At 64.6% G+C, this 20,479-nt stretch carries 16 protein-coding genes; 5 read left to right on the plus strand and 11 right to left on the minus strand.

Annotated elements, in window-relative coordinates:
- Window positions 1-3: 3 nt before the first annotated feature.
- From ACOVRJ_RS22450 to gspG, 7 genes are read right to left on the minus strand one after another with little or no spacing between them, the layout of a single operon-like run.
- Window positions 4-2,259, minus strand: coding sequence for a secretin N-terminal domain-containing protein (locus ACOVRJ_RS22450; RefSeq protein WP_422046044.1), 2,256 nt, complete (start codon window positions 2,257-2,259; stop codon window positions 4-6).
- Window positions 2,256-2,834: a hypothetical protein gene (locus ACOVRJ_RS22455; RefSeq protein ID WP_422046045.1), complete on the minus strand. Its 579-nt coding sequence runs from the start codon at window positions 2,832-2,834 to the stop codon at window positions 2,256-2,258. The genes ACOVRJ_RS22450 and ACOVRJ_RS22455 overlap by 4 nt, the downstream gene beginning before the upstream one ends.
- Window positions 2,831-3,400, minus strand: a complete 570-nt coding sequence (locus ACOVRJ_RS22460; protein WP_422046046.1) for a GspMb/PilO family protein — start codon at window positions 3,398-3,400, stop codon at window positions 2,831-2,833. Before ACOVRJ_RS22460 ends, ACOVRJ_RS22455 begins: the two co-directional genes overlap by 4 nt.
- On the minus strand, window positions 3,397-4,821 hold the full coding sequence (locus ACOVRJ_RS22465) for a hypothetical protein (protein WP_422046047.1): 1,425 nt from the start codon (window positions 4,819-4,821) through the stop codon (window positions 3,397-3,399). Before ACOVRJ_RS22465 ends, ACOVRJ_RS22460 begins: the two co-directional genes overlap by 4 nt.
- A 10-nt stretch (window positions 4,822-4,831) precedes the next feature.
- Window positions 4,832-6,367: a GspE/PulE family protein gene (locus tag ACOVRJ_RS22470; RefSeq protein WP_422046048.1), complete on the minus strand. Its 1,536-nt coding sequence runs from the start codon at window positions 6,365-6,367 to the stop codon at window positions 4,832-4,834.
- Between the two features lie 2 nt (window positions 6,368-6,369).
- Window positions 6,370-7,617 (minus strand): type II secretion system F family protein, encoded by a 1,248-nt coding sequence (locus ACOVRJ_RS22475; protein ID WP_422046049.1) that lies wholly within the window; start codon window positions 7,615-7,617, stop codon window positions 6,370-6,372.
- Between the two features lie 45 nt (window positions 7,618-7,662).
- Window positions 7,663-8,112, minus strand: coding sequence for a type II secretion system major pseudopilin GspG (gene gspG, locus ACOVRJ_RS22480; protein WP_422046060.1), 450 nt, complete (start codon window positions 8,110-8,112; stop codon window positions 7,663-7,665).
- Between the two features lie 397 nt (window positions 8,113-8,509).
- Here gspG and ACOVRJ_RS22485 point away from each other — a divergent pair, with 397 nt between their 5' ends.
- The gene (locus tag ACOVRJ_RS22485; protein WP_422046050.1) at window positions 8,510-8,818 is read left to right on the plus strand and encodes a 2TM domain-containing protein; all 309 of its coding nucleotides are present in this window, start codon (window positions 8,510-8,512) and stop codon (window positions 8,816-8,818) included.
- A 47-nt stretch (window positions 8,819-8,865) separates the two neighbouring features.
- Here ACOVRJ_RS22485 and ACOVRJ_RS22490 read toward each other — a convergent pair whose 3' ends face one another.
- Both ACOVRJ_RS22490 and ACOVRJ_RS22495 read right to left on the minus strand, forming a co-directional pair.
- Window positions 8,866-10,566 (minus strand): AMP-binding protein, encoded by a 1,701-nt coding sequence (locus ACOVRJ_RS22490; protein WP_422046051.1) that lies wholly within the window; start codon window positions 10,564-10,566, stop codon window positions 8,866-8,868.
- Between the two features lie 122 nt (window positions 10,567-10,688).
- Entirely contained in the window at window positions 10,689-12,008 is a 1,320-nt protein-coding gene (locus ACOVRJ_RS22495) for a tryptophan--tRNA ligase (protein WP_422046052.1), read from the minus strand.
- A gap of 150 nt (window positions 12,009-12,158) precedes the next feature.
- Here ACOVRJ_RS22495 and ACOVRJ_RS22500 point away from each other — a divergent pair, with 150 nt between their 5' ends.
- Window positions 12,159-14,486 (plus strand): putative bifunctional diguanylate cyclase/phosphodiesterase, encoded by a 2,328-nt coding sequence (locus ACOVRJ_RS22500; protein WP_422046053.1) that lies wholly within the window; start codon window positions 12,159-12,161, stop codon window positions 14,484-14,486.
- A gap of 26 nt (window positions 14,487-14,512) precedes the next feature.
- Here ACOVRJ_RS22500 and asd read toward each other — a convergent pair whose 3' ends face one another.
- Together asd and ACOVRJ_RS22510 are read right to left on the minus strand one after the other, a co-directional pair.
- Window positions 14,513-15,373 (minus strand): archaetidylserine decarboxylase, encoded by an 861-nt coding sequence (gene asd / locus ACOVRJ_RS22505; RefSeq protein ID WP_422046054.1) that lies wholly within the window; start codon window positions 15,371-15,373, stop codon window positions 14,513-14,515.
- A 77-nt stretch (window positions 15,374-15,450) separates the two neighbouring features.
- The gene (locus ACOVRJ_RS22510; protein WP_422046055.1) at window positions 15,451-16,083 is read right to left on the minus strand and encodes a DUF2087 domain-containing protein; all 633 of its coding nucleotides are present in this window, start codon (window positions 16,081-16,083) and stop codon (window positions 15,451-15,453) included.
- 312 nt (window positions 16,084-16,395) lie between these two features.
- Here ACOVRJ_RS22510 and ACOVRJ_RS22515 point away from each other — a divergent pair, with 312 nt between their 5' ends.
- From ACOVRJ_RS22515 to ACOVRJ_RS22525, 3 genes are all read left to right on the plus strand, one after another.
- Window positions 16,396-18,441: an aminotransferase class V-fold PLP-dependent enzyme gene (locus tag ACOVRJ_RS22515; protein ID WP_422046056.1), complete on the plus strand. Its 2,046-nt coding sequence runs from the start codon at window positions 16,396-16,398 to the stop codon at window positions 18,439-18,441.
- A 13-nt stretch (window positions 18,442-18,454) separates the two neighbouring features.
- Window positions 18,455-19,291 carry a rhodanese-like domain-containing protein gene (locus ACOVRJ_RS22520; RefSeq protein ID WP_422046057.1) on the plus strand — a complete coding sequence of 279 codons (837 nt, stop codon included), beginning with the start codon at window positions 18,455-18,457 and terminating at the stop codon, window positions 19,289-19,291.
- A 403-nt stretch (window positions 19,292-19,694) separates the two neighbouring features.
- On the plus strand, window positions 19,695-20,479 hold a 785-nt coding region (locus tag ACOVRJ_RS22525; RefSeq protein WP_422046058.1), incomplete at its 3' end, for a hypothetical protein.

Genomic DNA, 20,479 nt, shown 5'->3' on the forward strand with positions numbered 1-20,479 from the left:
CGTTCAGCGGGGAGCATCCACGGTGAACAGGCCCGAGCCTTCGGCGCGCACCGTGACCGACTCACCATTCAAGCCGCTGCCCGACAAAGCCCCCAGACCGATGCTGAGCACCTGCCCATTCGCAGCAGGCAGGGCTCGCAGCACGACCGAGCGTTCGCCGCGCGCCAGCAGTTCCACCGACAGGCGACCATTGGAGGCCGAAAGCCCGGGGGAGGCCGGCTGCAGTTTGCTGGCGTCAAACTCCAGTTCACCCTTGACGCTGAAGCCACTGTCATTGCGCAGGCTGATGGACACCGTGCCGCCGGCCTGAACCTTGGGGCTGACATCCATATAGATCACTGCTTCGCTGGGGGCTGCCGGCGCAGCCGACGCATCGCTCGATCCCGGCGCGGTCATCGCGTTGGATGCCGCTGGGCCAGGGACGGCCAGGCGCGCACCGGGATTGCCAGAAGGCCCAACGCCCGCCTTCGCATTCGGCTTGAGCAGGCTGCTGAAAGCGCCCGGCGAAGCATCGGTGCCGCCGGCCAAACGGGTCAGCCCGGCATCCGGCAGGGCCAGATTGCGCACGATGCGCGGCGTGATCAAGAGCACCACCTCGGTCTTCTTGCGGTCATCGGTGCGCACGCCGAACAAGCTGCCCAAGACCGGAATCTCCGACAGGCCGGGCACGCCCGAGGCTGAGCGACGGTCTTCATCATTGATCAAGCCGGCCAAGACCTGGGTTTCGCCGTCGTTCAGGCGCAGCGTGGTGCCGGTCTGGCGGGTGCCGATCTCATAGGCGGTGGTGCCGCCAGGGCCTTGCACCTGGCGGATCAGATTGCTGACCTCCAGGCCGACCTTGATGACCACATCGTTGTCGAGCTGGATGGTCGGCTCCACATCCAGCTTCAGACCCACATCCAGATAGCTGACCGAGGCCGCCACCGAGGTGCTGCCGGTGAAGTTGGTGGTGGTGGTGAAGACCGGCACCTTCTGGCCGATGTGCACCTTGGCCTTGTCGCGATTGCGCACCCGGATCTTCGGATTGGCCAGGATATTGCTATTGCCGGAGTTGCCGCGAATCGTCGCCACCACCGCCGGATTCGCCACCATGCCGCGGAAGTTGTTGTGCTGGCCCAGTTGCACCAAGCCGGAGGCCAGGCCGCCATTGAAACCGGGCAGGCCGTAGCTGATCTGGTCCGCGAACTTCAGGCCCAGATCATTGACGCGGTCACTGGTCAGCTCCATCACCTCCACTTCCAGCATCACCTCGGGCTCGGGCAGGTCCACCGAAGCGATCAGCTTCTCCACCAGGCGCACCACCTCGGGCGTGTCGCGCACCACCATCAGGTTCAGGCGCTCGTCGATGTGGATGTCGCGCACCTTGGTGATGGTGCGCACCATGGCCTGCACCTGTTTGACATCGGCGTTGGTCAAGTACAGGGTGCGGGTGATCAGCTCCTGGTGTTCACGCTGCTTGGCGGCGGTGTTAGGGAAAATCAGCACCGAGCTGTCGTTCAGCAGCTTGCGATCCAGCCCCTGGGTGGACAAGAGCACGCGCATCGCTTCATCGAGCGAGACATTGCGCAAGAAGATGCTGACCTTGGCGTCGGAACGCACATCTTTGTCGAACACGAAATTGATGCTGGAGCTGCGCGCCAGGGCCTCAAAGACCTGACGCATCGGCGCCTCGCGGAACTCCAGCGTCACCGGTTTTTGAAAGGCCGGGGCCATCTCGCTGCTAGCCGCTTCGAGCGGACGCGCCTGCGCCGACTGGCTCATCAAGAGTCGTGCGCCCACATGGTTGGGCGACTCGGCCAAGATCTCGCGGGCCAGCGCATCGGCGCGGTCCAACCGGCCTTCACGCAAGGCCTGGCGGGCCGCGACCAACTTGCCTTCTTGCAGGCGGCCGCGCGCCAACTCGGCCTCATACCAGGCCAGCCGCGGGTGTTTGGGATCGACCTCGCGCAGGCGCTGCAAGGCCTCATTCGCATCTTCCCAGCGGCCGGCCAGGCGCATGCCCTCGATCTGCGCCAGCAACCGTGTGGTCATCTGCGTCGCGATGCGGAGCTGCGCGGCTCGCAAGTTCTGGTCTTGGGGGTCGAGCTTGCGGGCCTGCTCCAGCGTCTCATAGGCCTGCGGCAATTGGTTGGCTCGCACCATCTCATCCGCCTGACGCAAGGCCGGGTTGGCACAGGCGGCCAGCAAGAACGCCGCCAGCAGGGTCAGCGCCGGGCCGGCCGGGCGGGCGAGCAAGGAGTGAAGAGGTTTCAGCTTCATGAGGATGAGGATCGGAAAACGAGTGTTTGGGGCAGCTTGGCGGGCAACCAGGTCAGGTTGAGGCCACGCTCATGGACTTGATCGACACGCCATTGGCCGTCCACCACATCGCCGGCCTTGACGGCCAGACTGCGGTTCGGGCCTGACAGCAAGGCCTGCGCCTGATCACCTTCGACCAGTCGGCCCAGCAACTGATAGGGGAAGACCGGTGCCATCGGCGGCGCAGGCGGGGCCGGGGGCGCGGCCACCATCTTCGGTGGGGGTGGCGGCGGGGGCGGAGCCCAGGCGGCCAACTGCTTGTCATTCGCCGCCTGCCAAGCCTCACGTTCGCCAAAGGACCAGTTCGTCATCGGGGCCGGTTCAGCGGCGGCGGCAGCGGCGGCGTTCGCTGGCGGTGCAGACTTGCGATCGGCGATGGCTGGCGCCGCGTCACGACGCTGACCGGCCACCGGGCGGGCCAAGCTCTCGTCCTCGGCCTGATCCTGCACATACATCCAGGCGCTGGCGGCCAAGGTCAGCACCAAGGCGACGATCAAGCCCGGCTGTCGTTTTGGGCGAGTTGCGGCGGCCGTCATGGCTTGGCTCCTTGAGCAAGGTCACTGCGGCCATGCAAAGACCAGGTCAAATCGGCCTCCACCTCGGCCGCTTGTGGGGACGCACGACGCAGCTTCAAGGCATCCAAGCTCAGCGCCGGATCATGCAGCAGGGCGGCCTCGATGAAGCTGCGCAATTGCGCATAGCCGCCGCTGACCGGCATGCTGACGCGCAGGCGCTCCAGACCGCTGGCGGCGTCGACGCTCAAGCGATGCTCGGTGCGGCTGCTCACCAAACCCTGGCGCAGCGCAATCTCCAACAAATCGGCCAAGCGCTGCTGGCGCACAGCGGCAGGGGGCAAAGCGGCCTGCCACTGGGACTGGGTCGCAGGCGCCTGTGCCGACTCTTGCACACCCGCCGCGCGCTGAGCCCGCAAGCGCTGGCTGATCTGGTCGGCCTCCGCCTGAAAGCGGGCGCTGCGCGTGTCCCAGTGATGGCTGAGCATGGCCAAGGCGGCCGCCAGCAGCAGCGCCGCCACACCCACGCTGCCTGGCAGGCCCAGCGTCTGCACACCCGCACTCAAACGGTTCTTCAGGCTTGTGCTCATGGTTTGGGTGCCTCCGCGGCCTCTGGCGCCGGCAGCTCCAGGCGCAAAGCCGCCGGCCGCAGCTTGGCGCTCAATTCAAAACGCTGACCGACCAGGCCTTGCTCGCCGGTCTGAAACCGGCTGAGCATCACGCCCTGCCAACCCGGCGAGGCGGACAGCCGGTCCACCATCAACAAGGCGGGCAATTTGTCGTTCGCCACCCCTTCCAAGCGCAGATCTTGGCGCCCGGCGTTGTAATCCAGCGCCAACCAGTGGATGGCGGCAGGCTCGCCGCCCGCCCCGGCCTGCTCCACATTGGCCAAGACGGCTTGCCAGGGATGCAAAAGCAAGGCTTGCACCTCCGCCGCGCTGCGCAGCGCCTCCAGTTCAGCCGACTTGGCCTGAGCGCTGCGGCCAGCCGCCGCGAGCGCTTTGGGCGGCGCGACCGGGGCACGCAACTGCGCGGCCTCAGCGCGCAGGGTTTGATAACGCTGATTCGCTTGGTCCAAGCCTTGATAGCTCTGCACACTCAAACCCAGGCAAGCCAGCAGCGCCAGCCCGCCCAGTCCCGCCAAGGGCCAGGCCAAGGGCGAACGCGGCAAGCGCAGGCCGAGGAAGTCCGGGCGCGGCAACAGACTCTTGGCCGATGCCGCACGCTCTTCAAAACAAGCCGGCTCGGGCGCCTTGCCTTCCAGGCGGCCCAGCACCCGCACACCAGGCCAAGTCAGCGCGGAAGCGCCGGCGTCCAAACCATAGCCACAGACCAGCACGGACTTCAGCGCCGTGGCCACCGGGCCGACGCACAGCTCGGCCAGGGTCTCGCCGAGCGCCGCTTGCGTCGGCGCGGCCAGACGCAGCTGGCGCAGGCTCTGCAAAGCACCGTCTTGCAGCTGCAACCAGGTCAAGACCTGACCCTCCACCCAGGCCAAGCCGGCCGAGGATGCCCCCGCCCACTCCGGCTGCTCCGCCGCCAAGCGCCGCAACACCGGCGCCCAGGCCGGCTGCACCCGCACCAGATGGACTTGATGCATGTCGGCCAGCTCTTGCAAAGACGCAGCGGCCGCGCCGTGCAAAGCCACCGCACCACATTGCTCCGCCCGCGCCTCGCTCGCCGCCACCCGCCAGGTCGCCAGCGGCCAACTCTTGGCTGGCGCGCCAAAGTAGTGGCCAAACAGCTGGCGTGCATAGGCTTGCAACTGCGCCTCATCGCCCAAGGGCAGGCCGGCTTCACACACCAGCTCATGCAGCAGCTTGGCGGAGACCGTGATGTCGGCGGCCTGACCGCCATGGCTGCGGCACCAGTCGGCAAAAGCCTGCGGCTTGTCGCCATAAGCCTGCACCCCCTCGGGGCCTAGAAAAAGGGGCTGCGGGCGGGCCAGCCGAGCGGCCAACCGACCTTGCCAACGCGCCAGCAGCGAGACGGATTCGGAAGTGGAGTTCAAGGGACTGCGACTACTCATCGAGGGTGACACGTTCCAACTCCTCGAATGTGGTTTCACCGCGGCACACGGCCTGCAAGGCCATGGCGCGCAGCGGTTTCATGCCGCGCGCACGCGCGGCGTCTTTGATCTGCGACATCGGGGCGCGCGCGGCGATCAGGTCGCGCAAGCCATCATCGAGCTTGAGCAGCTCGGCCACCGCGCGCCGGCCCTTGTAGCCGGTGCCACGGCAATGGCCGCAGCCCTCGCCCTTCAGGAACTGGTGCTCACCGGCCTTCAGACCATAACGTGCCAGCGTGGCGGCATCGGGTTCAATAGGCCGCGCGCAATGCTTGCAAGTCAGGCGCACCAGGCGTTGCGCCAACACGGCGTTGAGCGCCGAGACCACGTTGTACAGGTCCAGCCCCATGTGCATGAAGCGGCCAATCACATCGAAGGCGTTGTTGGCGTGCACGGTGGAGAAGACCAAGTGGCCGGTCAGCGCCGCCTGCACCGCGATCTGTGCGGTTTCGGAGTCACGAATTTCGCCGACCATCACCCGGTCCGGGTCATGCCGCAAGATGGAACGCAAACCGCGCGAGAAAGTCAGGCCTTTTTTCTCATTGACCGGGATCTGCACCACACCGGCCAGTTGGTACTCGACCGGGTCTTCGATGGTGATGATCTTGTCGTCGCCGGTGTGGATCTCGGCCAGCGTGGCGTAGAGCGTGGTGGTCTTGCCGCTGCCGGTTGGGCCGGTAACCAGCAGCATGCCATGCGGCTGACGCGCTTGGTGGCGGATGGCGGCGCGCTCTTCGGCGTCGAAGCCGAGTGAATCCAGCGTCAACGTGCCGCCGGTCTCCTCGATGCGGGCGCGGTCCAAGACCCGCACCACCGCGTCTTCGCCGAAGACGCTGGGCATGATGGAGAGACGGAAGTCCACCTCACGGCCCTGCACCTTGAGCTTGAAGCGACCGTCTTGCGGCAGGCGGCGCTCGCCGATGTCCAGCTCCGACATCACCTTCAGGCGCGAGACCAGTTGTTCGGCGGTGGCCGCGCCGTCGACGCTGCGCACCATGGCCATCACACCATCAACGCGGAAGCGGATCACCGCACCGCGCGCGGTGCATTCGATGTGCACATCGCTGGCGCCGTCTTGCAAGGCGTCGTACAGCGTGGCATTGAGCAGGCGCACCACCGGGCTGGCCTGTTCGGACATGACCAGGGCGCTGAGCTCTTCGGCCTCACCGCTCAGCTGCCCTTCGATGACCGACTCTTCCACATCCGACAAGGCACGGAAGTCGGCCTCGCCAGCACCCAGCCAGTGGGTGACGGCCGCCGGCTCACAGCGCAACCAGCGCACCGGCGCTTGCAGCCGCGCCTCCACGCTTTGAAGCAGTAGCGCGTCTTGCTCGCGCTCGCCCAAAAGCATCTTGCGACCACCCGCCCCCACGGCCAGCACCGCGCGCCAGCGCTGCGCCTGGGCCTGCGGCCAATGCTCGAAGTCGAGCTGCCAAGGGCCGTGCTCGGCCGGCAGATAGTCTGCCAAGGAATGTGTGGCTGACGCCATGTTCACTGGACTTGCTCCACCAATTGAAAGATCGGCAAGTACATCAAGACGATGATGCCGCCGATCAAAACACCCATGACCAACATCAGCGCCGGATTGATGGCGCGGGTCAGCAACTCGGTCAGGCGCTGCGCTTCTTCATCATGGAAGGCCGCGGCCCGATCCAACATGGCGGCGACCTCGCCGCTGCGCTCGCCCACACGCACCATGCGGCGCGCCACCGGCGTGGCCAGGTCTTGCGCTTCCAGCGCTTCAGACAGGCGCTCACCCCGCTCAATTTGCGCGGCAGCAGCCGCCACCGCCGGCCGCCAAGGCGCGGCGATCACATCCTGAACAATGCGCAGCGAAGCCAGCACCGGCACGCCCGAGGCCAGCAACATGGCGAGACTGCGATAGAGCCGCGCCAAAGCCAGCACGCGCAGGCGCGGGCCCAGGCCGGGCAGCGTCCACACGGCCGCCTGCAGCCTTTGACGCAGACCCGCATGACGCCACAGCCCAAGGCCGGCCACGGCCAGCAGGGCCAGTCCGCCCAAAACCATCAAGGGGTGAGCCCCGGCGGTCTGACCAAACTGGATCAAGACCCGCGAGGCCCAGGGCAGCTCGTTGCCCAACCCATCCAGAATGCCGGCAAAGCGCGGCAGGACAAAGAGCAACAAAAACAGGATCACCGCCGAGCCCACGCCCAGCAACATGACCGGATAGACGCAGGCGGCCAACAACTTGGCCCGCAAGCCATCCACCCAGGCCAGGTAACGGCTGTGTTGAGCCAACGCGGCGCTGAGCTGGCCGGTGCGCTCGTTCGCGGCCACGATGGCGCAAACCAGCTCATCAAAGGCTTGCGGCTGCTGACGCATGGCGGCCGACAAGGGTTGGCCCTGCTCCACCGACTGAATCACACCGTCGAGCGCCTGGCGAACCGCCTCATTGGACTCTTTCTCGCGCAAGGTGTTCAAGGCTTCCAGCAGGGCGATGCCGGCATCCAGCAAGACCGCCAACTCCTGGCTGAAGAGCTGCAATGGGAAACGTTTGCCGCCGCCGGAGAAAAGGCGTCGGGCGCCACGAGCCCTGAACCCTGCCGACCCGGTGAGCCCCGACGCACCGAGTTCACTGACCTCCAGCACATGCTGCGGCAAGACCCCGAGAGCAGCCGCCACCGACTGCGCATCCGGCGCATCGACGCGCTGGGTGCGCACACCGTCGGCGGTGTGGATGCGGGTCAGATAACTGGGCATGGCAGCAGCGCGGCGCAAGGCCAGACATTCATACAGGCAGCCATCGTCTCAAGAGTCGGTCGATCACCAGCTGACCAGATCGGCATCTTCGCCTTCGCCGCCGGGGCGGCCATCGCGACCGAAGGAGAACAGGTCGTACTCCCCGTGCTCGCCGGGCGAGCGGTATTGATAGTCTTTGTTCCAGGGATCCTTGGGCAGGGCCTTGCTCAGATAGGGGCCGGCCCAGCGCGGCTCGTCGGCCGGCTTGCTGACCAGCACCGCCAGACCTTGTTCGGTGGAGGGATAACGACCCACATCCAGTCGGTACTGATCGAGCGACTTTTGCAGCCCGTCGATCTGCGCCCGCGCGGCCTTGACCTCGGACTTGCCGATCTGGCCAAAGAACTTGGGCCCCACATAGCCGGCCAGCAGGCCGATGATGACCATCACCACCAGCAGTTCCAGCAGCGTGAAGCCGCCCGCCTTTGTCTTTCTATTCCATGCACGCATATACAAACAACCCGGCTCCAACATTGACCGCACGCTGAGCGCGGCGACGACATCGCCCCGCACTTCAGTCTCCCCCTCCGCCCTTTTCGCTTCGTGGCCCAAATGGACTATTCCAGCGAGTGCAACACGCCGCAATTGGGACTTGACCCCCCCTCCAACTGAGGGTCGGCCAGGGGCGTCACACTGTAACGGTGCTAGATGACAGTTCGCCACGAAGCCGTCTGAGAGGGAGGGGGGCTGATACTGGATGCACCGGACGGGCACGGGCGTACGAACAGCGCGCGCCTGCAGCGCCAGCGTCAGCGGTTCATCGCGGCAGATGTCGGTTGGCGAACAAAGCCAGCCATTCGTCGCAAGCGCCTGGGGCAAGCGCGCTTCAAAAGGCAAAGTTCAAACATCGCAACACTGATTGGAGATGACCATGAACCAGGCGCAAAACACCCAAGTCGACGACGAACTGATGCAGCAAGCCAAGAAGCGCGTCGACATCAAGATCGGTTTCTTGACGCATCTGCTGGTGTTCTGCTGCGTCAACCTGGGCTTTTATCTGCTGGGGAGCTTGAGCGGACGCGAGTGGCATTTTGGCCACGCCCCCTTCCCCATCTGGGGCTGGGCGCTCGGCTTGCTGATCCACGGGGTGGTCAGCTGGGCCTCTTTGCAAGGCCAGGACCTGCGCAGCCGCTTGATGAGCCACGAACTCGAACAACTGCGCCAGCGCCAACAATCCTGAAACAAGCGCCGAGGCGGACTTCCAGCCGCCTCGGCCTGAACTGCGCCTCAGTCGGCGAAGATCACCTTCTTGCGTTCGGCCACCCAGGCCTCCAGTTGCGGGCCATAGACCTCGTCAACGCGGTTGCGCTTGACCTTGAAGGTCGGGGTGATGAAGCCGTTGTCCACCGTCCAGGGCGTCTTGATGACGGCCAGGCAATCGAGTTGCTCATGCGGATCCAGGCGGGCATTGATCTCGGCCAAGTGCGAGCTCAGTTGGGCACTCAACTCGGCGCGCTGCTCAGCGGTCTTCAGGTGGTCCGCCGCCTGAGGCGACAACATCACCACCCCCACCGGCTGACCCATATTGGCGCCGGTGACCACGCAGGCCTCCACCGCCGGATGCTGGCCCAGGCGATCCTCGATCGGCGCCGGCGCCACATACTTGCCCTTGCTGGTCTTGAACAAGTCCTTCACCCGCCCGGTGATGTGCAAGAGCCCATTGCCGTCGATGCGGCCCTTATCGCCGGTGCGCAGCCAGCCGTCCGCGGTCAGCACCTCCTGGGTCATGCCGGGCTCTTTGTAATAACCCAACATCAGGGCCGGGCTGCGCATCAGCAATTCGCTGCTGGCGGGGTCAAGTTTTGCCTCCACCCCTTCATAAGCCGGGCCGACGCTGCCGATCTGATCCTGCCCCGGGACGGTGATATGCGAGACCGCCAGGTTCTCGGTCATGCCGTAGCCCTCGTTGATTTCCAGACCCAGCTTGCGATACCAGTGCAACAAGGCCACCGGCATCGGCGCTGCACCACCGGCCGCCACACGGCATTGATCCAGCCCCAAGGCCTTCAAAATCTTGCGGCGCACCAGGCCACCGATCAAGGGCAACGAGAGCAGCAGATCCAGCTTCTTCTGCGGCATCTTGGCCTGCACGCCCTGCTGGAACTTCACCCACAGACGCGGCACCGAGAAAAAGATGGTCGGACGGGCGCGCTGCAAGTCCGCCGCAAAGGTGTCCAGGCTTTCCGCAAAGTAGATCGAACAGCCGGTACGCAGCCAGCCGTGCTCGACCAAGACCCGCTCGACCACATGGGCCAGCGGCAGGTAGGACAGCATGCGATCTTCCTGGCTCATGGCAATGCGCTTGAGCGCGGCGCTGAAAGCCCAGGCAAAAGCGCCAAAGGTATGCATCACGCCCTTGGGCGCGCCGGTGGTGCCGGAGGTGTAGATCAGCGTCGCCAACTCATCCGCCTGGCGCAGCGGCTCGCCGCTGATCGGCGTGCTCCGGGCGCAGAGCTCATCCCAGCCGCTGTAGCTGGCCTGGGCATCGGCCGGCGACACCGGGTAGCTGATGCAAGGCAGGCCCTCGGGCACGCCGGGCTTCATGCCTTCCCAACCATCGAGCTTGCCGACGAAGCAAGCCTTGGCTTCACTGTGATCCAGGATTTGGCGAATGGTGTCAGGCGCCAAGGTCGGGTAGAGCGGCACCGAAACATAACCCGCCATCCAGATGGCCAAGTCGCTCATCAACCACCAGGCACAGTTCTTCGACAGGATCGCCACTTTGGCGCCGGGCTCCCAGCCCTGCGCCTGCCCAAGTGCCTGCAGATGGGCCGCCATGCGCCGCACCTGATCGCCCAGCTCGGTCCAGGTGAACTCTTTCAGCGCGCCGCCGCCGATCGGCTGAGTCAAGGCAACGCGAGAGGCCAGCGTGCGTTCCCAGTGATAAAAGCGCTGCAGGGCCAAGCTGTCGGCAGGAATGGTGGGCATGAACAGTCTCCGGATTTATAGGTATGCGAGAGTCAAGGCTAGCCAAGACCGAGCGGCCAGCCTAGCGGGTTTTTGCGGGTGCGGCGCAAATCAGAGTCTTGACTCTAAGTTTCAGCGGCCCATCAGTTCGATTCGGCTTCTTGCAAGGTTTGCAAGGCTTGCGCTACCGTCTGAGCCTCCACTCCGGCGGCCAACTGAACCGGCGCATCACCTAGGGCCGCCGCGCCCTCCAGCTTCAGACGCGCCACCCATTGCCCGGCGTCGCGGCCTCCCGCAAAGCCCGAGCTTTGCAACAACAGACTGCCGTCCGCGGCATTGAGCTTGAAGTAGAACTGCCCGTCGGCCTCGCGGTACTGCTTGAACACCGGCAGCGCCACCTTGGCACTCTTGGCCTGCACCGGCGCCACGGCGGGCGCCACAAAACTGCGCAAGCCCACGGCATGGCGCAAGGTCGCCAAGAAAGGCGCAGCGACCGCGCGCGCCTTGGCCGCACCTTCCAACAAAGTGGCTTCGATCCGCTCGGGGTGAGCCATCAAGGCCTCATAACGCTGCCGCAGCGGTGCAATTTCCGCATCGATCAATTCAAACAATTGCTGCTTGGCTTCACCCCAGGCCAAACCGGCCCGCAAATCGGCGCGGAACTGCTGACGCTGCGCCTCGGTGGCAAAAGCGTCATAGATGGTCACCAGCGCCTGGCCTTCGGGCTCTTTGGGCTCGCCCGGCAGCTTGGAGTCGGTGACGATGCGGGCAATCGCTTCCTTCAAGCCTTTGGCGCCGCCTTCGAACAGCGGGATGCTGTTGTCATAGCTCTTGCTCATCTTGCGGCCATCAAGCCCCGGCAACAAGGCCACGTCTTCCTCGACATTGGCCTCGGGCAGCACAAAAAACTCTTGGCCACGGCCAAACAAATGGTTGAAGCGCTGCGCCACATCGCGCGCCATCTCGATGTGCTGGACCTGGTCCTTGCCCACCGGCACGCGGTGGGCGTTGAACATCAGGATGTCGGCGGCCATCAGGATGGGGTAGCTGTACAAGCCCATGGTGATGCCTGCATCCAGGTCCTCACCGGCGGCCGCATTGGCATCGGTCGCGCCCTTGTAAGCATGCGCCCGGTTCATCTGTCCTTTGGAGGTGACGCAGGTCAGCAACCAGGTCAGCTCGGGAATCTCGGGGATATCGCTCTGCCGATAGAAGGTCACCCGCGAGGTGTCCAAGCCGGCCGCCAACCAGACGGCGGCAATCTCCAGGCGGGAGCGATTGATGCGCTCCGGGTCATCGCACTTGATCAGTGCGTGATAGTCGGCCATGAAGAAGAAGCTCTCCACCCCCGCCTCCCGGCTGGCCGCAATGGCCGGACGGATCGCGCCGACGTAGTTGCCAAGATGAAGGGTGCCGGTGGTGGTGATGCCGGTCAAAACACGTTGGAGCGGGCGTTGGGTCATGGTGAACAGTAAGCAAACAGAGGTGCCGGGCTGCGTCGCCCTGAAGGATCAAGGCAAAGAAGCCGCAAAAAGCCTATTGTCACAGCAAGGTGACGCTACTATTTGCCCACAACAACCAGCGCTACTCGACCGGGTCGCGATTGCCATGTCATGACTTCATTGATACTCATCAGTGCGGGACTGAATGCCATGCTGGGGGCTGCGCTCCTGATGCTCTGGCAACAAGACAAGCGATACGCCTATGTGCGCGACTGGGGCTGGAGCTGGATCCTGCTCTCCATGGGTTTGTCGGTGGGCGTGGGCCTGGTTCCCGATCAGCAAAGCGGCTGGCGCTACGATTTGCAAGCTTTGGTGGCATCGGTCTGCATCATGGGGTCCATGTCACAACAAGTGGCGGGTGCCCGCAACTACCGAAACCTGCCCTGGCGCCTGCACCAATGGCTGCCCTTGTTCCTGGGCATGATGATTTGCATCATCGTGATGGCCGGGCTGGATCAACGTTACGCCGTCATCACCGCCGCGAGCTTTTTGCTGATGGGCTGCTGGCTCTGCGCCTGGTGGATGGGCCGCGGCGGACATGCCGGCGAACGCTTTGTCGCCGCATGCTTTGTGGTTGCCGGTCTGGCACACGCCAGCGGCCCCCTCTTGGATGCGCACAGCCGATCCCCCATCACGCACACCGTGGGCCTCTTTGTCCAGGCCACCTTGTCATTGGGATTGATTTTGCTGTCCGCCGCCCGCGCCCATGCCGAGACCCGCCGCCATAGCGAGCGCTTCACCAAGCTGGCAGAGTATTCGCTGCAGGGCTTGGTGGTGCTGCAAAGCCACCGGGTCGTTTATGCCAACCCGGCGGCGAAAGCCCTTTTTGGCTTCACCGACCCAAAGCCGCAACAGCCCCAAGACTTGGTCGAGGCCCTGGTGCCTTTTGAGCTGCGCGAGGCGGCGAGAGAGCGACACCAGCGCGTGCTGGACTCGCCCGAGGCGCACATCGAGTGGGAGGCCGCCCGCCTGACGGCCGACGGACGCACCATCCACGTGCGCGGCCTGTCCAGTCATCTGGAATGGGACGAAGCGCCTGCCGAGTTGATGGTGATGGTGGATGACACCTCGCGTCATCGCGCCGTGGAAGCCCTGCGGCGCCAGGCGCTGCATGACGAACTGACCGACCTGCCCAACCGCAACTTTGCGCTGGAGCGCCTGAGCGAGTTGACCTATCTGGGCGCGCCGGCCTTTGCCTTGATCTCGGCCGACCTGGATCGCTTCCAGTTGGTCAATGAAAGCCTGGGCCACGCCGTCGGTGATGCCCTCTTGCAGGCGGTGGCACGCCGACTGGCTCAAGAACTGCCCCCGCCAGCCACCCTGACCCGGCTGGGGGAGGATCAGTTCCTGGTCTTGCTGGAAGGCGAACCCGCACCCAACGCCGTACGCGCCGTGGCCGAGCAGATGCATCAGCTGCTGACCAAGCCCTTCGTCCTGGAGGGTGCCGAGCTCTATGTTCATATGTCTTTGGGCGCGGCCCTGTTTCCGCAAGATGGACGCGACGGTGCCAGCCTGCTGCGGGCCGCCGATTCGGCCATGCACAAGGCCAAAGGCACGGCGGGCACCTCCTTCTTGTTCTTTGACCCCTCCATGAACGGCGCCGCGCGGGCGCGCCTGGAGGCGGAGCAGTCCCTGGGCAAGGCCATTGCCGAACACGAGTTTTTGCTGGAGTACCAGCCCAAGTTCAGCGCAGGCAGCCGCCGCTTGTGCGGCTTTGAGGCGCTGGTGCGTTGGGAGCGGCCCGGCAAGGGGCGCGTCAGCCCAATCGACTTTGTGCCGGCTGCCGAACGCACCGGACAGATCAAGGCCTTGGGCGAACTGATTCTGCAAATGGCCTGCCAGCAATTGCGGGACTGGCAAGCCCGCTGGGGCCAAGTCTTGCCGGTTGCGGTGAACGTCTCGCCGCTGCAGTTTGACGATGCCGGCTTCGCCTCGCGTGTGCTGGCCGCACTGAGCGAACAAGGCTTGCCGCAGCACGCGCTTGAAATTGAGATCACCGAAACCGCAGCCATTGCTCACCTCGACCGCGTGCTGCCGCAACTGCACGCCTTGCGCCGCGAAGGCGTGCTGTGCTCACTCGACGACTTCGGCACCGGACAGTCCTCGCTGACCATGCTGCGCCAACTGCCCATCAGCACGATGAAGCTGGATCGCAGCATGATCGCGCCCTTGCCGGAAGCACAGGCCAGCGCGGTGGTCAAGGCAACCTGCGCCTTGGGCCAGTCTTTGCAGTTAGAGATCGTGGCGGAAGGCGTAGAGACCGAGGCGCAAGCCAAGGCGGCTGAAACCTTGGGATGCACACAGTTGCAGGGTTATCACCTGGGCCGCCCACTCCCAGCGGCCGCCGCAGGGGCTCTGCTGGAGCAAGCACTGGCGCAACACGAGCCGGTACATCAGCACTTGAGTCATTCAAGGCCGCAGCCAACGCCTCCGATGTAAGGCCCGAGAGCAGGCTGCGTTTTTCTTCAGCGCGTGGCCATGGCCTCGCCGAGTTGCACCGCGCTGCCGGGGCGGCCCAGGTCTTCACCCATCCACGCCGGATTGAAGGCCCAGGGACCCTTGGGGAAGAGCATCACCACGGTGGAGCCGAGCAAGAAGCGGCCCATTTCCTCGCCCTTCTTCAGCTTCACCGCATCACCCTCATAACGCCACTCGCGCACGGTGCCCGGGCGCGGCGGGTTCACCACGCCGTGCCAGGCGGTGGACATGCTGCCGACGATGGTGGCGCCGACCAAGACCAGCACCCAAGGGCCATGAACGCCCTCGAACACGCAGACCACCCGCTCATTGCGGGCGAACAAGCCCGGCACGCCGCGCGCCGTCACCGGGTTGACCGAGAACAGATCGCCGGGCACATGGATCATGCGCGTCAAGCGTCCCGCCGCCGGCATATGGATGCGGTGATAGTCGCGCGGGCTCAGGTAGATATTGGCGAACACGCCGTCCTTGAACTGCGCGGCCAACTCGGCGTCGCCGCCCACCAAGGCTGTGGTGCTGAAGCTGTGGCCCTTGGCCTGAAAAATCTGCTCGCCTTGGATGGCGCCAAACTGGCTGATGCGGCCGTCCACCGGGCAAATCAGCTCCGCATCGGCCAGCGGCCGCGCGCCAGGCTTTAAGGCGCGGGTGAAGAATTCATTGAAGGTCGGATAGGCGGTGATGTCCGAATTGGCCGCCTCGGCCATGTTGACGTCATAACGTGCCACAAAGCGGCGAATGATGCCGGTGGTGATGCCGCCCATGCGTGCCGATGCCACAAGGCCCGCAAACCGCGTTAACGCTTGTTTTGGAGCCAGGTATTGCAAGAGCACGGCAAGGCGATCAGACACGACGAAATCCTTTGTTGAGCCCTGAGATCAGGGGCCGCGATTGTAGCGAGCGGCCTCCCCACCCCTTCATCAGCCCCTCAGGCCGCACCCGAGCGAGCGCGCAGCTCCCGCAAGAGCGGCAAGAGGTCTTCGTCCGGCCGCGCCGCCAGCTTGCGGTACTCGCGGCCACCGTCGCTGCGGCCCAGCAGCTTCATATTGACCAACTCGCGGCGCAAGGTGCAATGGTCACCAAAGCCGTGGTGGGCATTCAGGATCTCATTGACCTCGGGCTCGGTGTAAGGGCGCCGGCTGTCGAAGTGAATCCACAAGCCCCACAAGGCATAGCGCTGCACCTGATGGCGGCTGGGCCAGCGGGCCAGGCGACCTTGGGCATCGAACTGGCGCAGCGCTCGGTCGGCGAGTTCGCTCATCTCGGGATGGCGTGGGCCGCGCGCGGGCGGCGCATGCTTGGGGCTGAGCTTGCTGGGCGCGGGCGATTCAATCGGCGCCTGCGTCTCGGCGGCCGCCTTCAAGGCCTGAAAGTTGCGGTGGCCAGCGGCGCGGGCCAGCATGTTCAAGAGGCTCAGATGGCTGGGCACCTGAATGGGCACTTCGGCGCGGGCATCCGGCTTTTCGTCACTCTCTTCGAACGAGGACTGCAGCTGGCTGCGCAGGGCTTTGGCAAAGGTCGAGAGGTCTTCGACCTTCAAGGGGATCAATTCACGAGGCATGGTTGAGCGTTCTCCACATCGCACGTGTGCCCTTCAACCCACTGAGCGAAACAAGTGGGTGCTGGTGCTTGCCGACTTCCAGCTGGGCACGCGCACAAAGCGGGCTCAGCCTGATGATGAAAAAAACCTCATCATCTTCAAAACGGAAAGATCGATTGCCTGGCAGGTTTAGCTCGCGACTCGCGCCGCGCGGCAAGGCCTGGGTGTTCTGCCGACCCTGGGCCCTCAGTATAGGGGTTCAAAATCGGCGCGCAGTTACGATTGCGCCTGTACACGCTCTCATCGCCAGGCCCACAAGGCCCGCCCCCTGCCATGGAAATTTATCTCGACGCCAACGCGACCACACCGGTGCTGCCCCAAGCCAAGGCAGCCGCCATTCAGGCCATGGTGGAGGACTATGGCAACCCCAGCAGCGTGCACAGCACCGGCCTGAAAGCCAAGGCCTTGATCGATGGCGCGCGCGCGCGCGCTCAAAGACTGCTGGACACCGGCGACGGCGCTTTGCTCTTCACCAGCGGCGCGACTGAGGGCATCCAAACCGCGGTCTTGTCGGCGCTCAGCGCCCTGCGCGGCAATTTGAATGCCGACTATTTGCTCTACGGCGCCACCGAACACAAGGCCGTGCCTGAGGCCTTGAAACACTGGAACGCAGTGCTGGGCCTGGGCTTGCAGATTCTGGCGATTCCGGTCGACGCCCAAGGCCGCCATGACCTGGAGTTTTTGCGCCGCCATGCGCCGCGCGCCGGCCTGGTCTGCACCATGGCCGCCAATAACGAAACCGGCATCGTCAGCGATCTGGCCGGCATTGAAGCAGCCCTGGGCGACAGCCCCTGCTACTGGCTGGTGGACGGCGTGCAGGCCCTGGGCAAGCTGTCTTTGAAGCTGCGCAGCAGCCGCATCGATTACGCGCCCTTCTCCGGCCACAAGCTTTATGCGCCCAAAGGCATCGGTCTGCTTTATGTGCGCGCCGGCGCGCCCTTCACGCCGCTGATGGCCGGCGGCGGGCAAGAAGGCGCGCTGCGCTCGGGCACCGAAAACATGTCGGGGATTGCCGCGCTGGGCGCCGTCTTGGCCGCCTTGGAAGATGGGCAAACGCTGCGCGACTCGGCCACGCTGCAGGGCTTTCGCCAGCGCTTGGCGGACGCTTTGTGCGAAGCCTTCCCCGGCCTGGTCTTCAACGCCCCGTTGGATTTAAGCCTGCCCACCACGCTGAACTTTGCGGTGCCGGGTCTGAGCTCGCGCCTGCTGCAAGACTTGTTCGATGCGGCCGATGTGCGCGTCAGCGGCGGCTCGGCCTGCAGCGCCGCCAAGGCCGCGCCCAGTTTTGTGCTGCAAGCCATGGGCCTGCCGGACTGGCAAGCGGCCGGCGCGGTGCGCCTGTCCATCGGCCCGGCAGTGGACGAAGCCTTCATCGATGAGGCCTGCGCCCGCATCCGCGCCTGCGGTGAATCGCTGCGCCGCCATTGCCTGAGCCCCGCCGACAACCTACCCACCTTGGGCGAAGGCATCACCCGCTTCATGCATGACGGCGCCTGCTGCTATTTGCTGGCCGACAGCGCCAGCCGCAGCTGTGTGCTGATCGACCCCCGCCCCGAGCAGGTGGACCGTTTGGTGCAAGCCCTGCATTGCCAAGACTACCCGGTGCTGGCCATCCTCAGCAGCAGCGGCGAGGCCGAGCACGCGGAGGCCCGCAGCTTGTTGGTGGACTTGTTGAACACCCCTCTGCGCCCGTCTGCAGCGGTGGACGCTTTGGGCTGGCCCAGTGGACAAGACGCCCTGAACTTGGGCGATCGCCGGCTGACGCGCAAGACCTGTCCCCAGGGTCAGGTCTTGCTGCTGAGCGAAGCCCAAGTAGCCAGCGTGGCGGCAATCGCCTTCACAGGCATGCTGGACGCGCAAGCAACGAGCGCGCTCTCGCTGCCTCTGGCAGCCTCCTGCTTCCTGGCCCCCGGCCGTGATGAAGCGCAGCAAGTCGTGCTGGGATTGGAGGATGCCGCCGACACTCCGCATCTGCTGAGCGGCGCGCAATTGCAGAGCTTCATGCAGCAACATCCGAACGCCTTGCTGGTCGATGTGCGCGAGCCTTTCGAGCAGTTCCTGAGCCAAACGCCCGAGCTGGCTGGCGCGCAAATGCAGGCCGTCGCCTTGTCGCGTTTGATGAATGCGCTGCCGGAATGGCTGGATGAGCCGGGCCGGCCCTTGCTGTTCTTCTGCCGCAGCGGCAACCGCAGCCGCCAGGCCGCGCAAGCCCTCACCCGCCTGGGTCACCCGAATGCCTGGACGCTGAACGGCGGCTTGGCCCTAATGCCTAGCTTCAGCGCCAAAGCGCCTGCGGCCGACCCCGCGCTCTATGTCTGAGATTGCATCCCCCATGAGCGCCGAAGCCCACGTCCATTCGTCTTTCTACAAATTCGTCTCGCTGGCCGACCCCGAGGCGGTGGCCGCGCGCCTGCGCGAGCTGAGCCTGCCCAGTACCGGCATTGGCGGCAATATCTTGGTGGCGCCTGAAGGCATCAGCGGCGCCATTGCCGCGCCGGCCGCCGCGCTGGCCGCTTTTGAAGCGGCGCTGCATCAAGACCCGCTGTTTGGCGGAGCATTCAGCGACATGGTGTTCAAACACAGCGCCTGCGCCACCCAGCCCTTCACCTTGATTAAGGTGCATTGCAAGCCCGAGATCGTGGCCTTTGGCGTGCCCGGCGTCTCCGGCCTGCCCGATCCCAGCAAGCCCAACACCCATGTCTCGCCGCAAGCTTGGCGCGAGCTGATCAAGCAGCCCGATGTGCTGGTGATCGACAACCGCAACAGCTTTGAATACAAGCTCGGCCACTTCGAAGGCGCCATCGACCCGCAGGTGGCGCATTTCCGCGACTTCCCGGCCTATGTGGCCGAGCATGCCGATGAATGGAAGCGCAGCGGCAAGCGCATCGCCATGTATTGCACCGGCGGCATCCGCTGCGAAAAAACCAGCGCCTGGATGCAAGACCAAGGCCTGGATGTTTACCAACTCGACGGCGGCATCGTCAGCTACTTCGAGGCCTTGCCCGATGCGGCGGCGGACTGGAAGGGCGAGTGTTTCGTCTTCGACAAGCGCATCGCCATCGACACCCATCTGCAAGAGACGCCCACCACCGCTGAAGAGGTCTACGGCGCCGACCCGGCCGACGCCTGGCGTCTGGCCCGGGCTCGGCGCTTGGACCCTAAGGGCTGAAGCCTTAGGGAGCTCCAGGTTCCCCCCAATGTTCGCCGGGTAAGTCAAGCATTAGCATTCATTGAATGCAGGGGCTCGCAATGAATCGACTGAAACGAGCAGCTCTTGAGGACAAAGGACCTCCTTGACTTCTCCACCACCCAAGATAACCAAGGCGCGCCCTCGCCGACCCCGACGGCTATGGGCCGCTCTCGCCTTGTCGGCAGTTGCCGCTCTTGTGCTTATTGCATTTGAAACTTCGCCTAGCTCATCTGAGCTCACAGAAACGGCACTTGGCGGGAGCGCGGCCTCAAGCCAAGTTGGTGGCAACAACGGCGGCTTAGCGACCCAGGCCAGCCAAAGTACACAAGGAACAGGGTCAGTTCCGCAAGCAGCATCCGCACCGATTTCCAAGTGGCAAGCCTTGATCGGTGCAAAGCCGGGCGTCTGGATGAATGCCATCAAGGCGGGTGAGAATTTGCGTCCGATTTGGGCCGAAGCAATGGCGAATCCCACGGCCGGTGGTCGTTATGTTGCGCTGGAGATCAGTGATCTCTGCGGCCTGCAAGCGCAGATCAGCGCCAACCCGGAGAACCTAGATCGCGGACCCAACAGCGCCAGCGCAACAGACCCCCTGCACACACAAAGCATGGCTGCCGCTCAGCGTCTGCAAGACTCTTGCAACCAATTGCTGGAGAGTGAAGCCAGTTACAAGACCTGGCAGGCGCTCTTTCGCGAATCATTCAAGGCAGGTGGTGCCGAGGTCGACCCCTACATCCGGTCAATTGCCAAAAATGATCCCAGCCAACTTCGTTCGGGGAAGGAGCAGCGCCAGTCCATCGAAGCAGCATTTCAGTATTTGTCGCCCAGTACGCTCGCGGCCAACCTTTTCAGTTCAAGCACAGAAGGCGCCTGGTTTGGCGACAAGCTGTATCCGAATGGACCCGGATCGCCATTGCCGGGTGAACAGTTCGAGTTGATGAATGCTCAGGGCTTGGCCATGTGCTACTTGGGCCAAGACTGCGAAACGCCGGACAGCTTGTTCCGAACCCGGCTATGTGCCATGGATTCTTCATTCTGCCTGCAAGCCCCCCTGGAGGTATCACTTGCTGCCTCGTTCAAGGCGCAAGGCGTCGCCAATCCAGAGCGCATGGCCCGTTCAGTGATCGAGTTGAGTCAAACCATCGCCAAAGCAGTTGCCAACAAGGA

This window comes from Roseateles sp., from assembly GCF_049240545.1.
Lineage (GTDB): Bacteria > Pseudomonadota > Gammaproteobacteria > Burkholderiales > Burkholderiaceae_C > Paucibacter_A.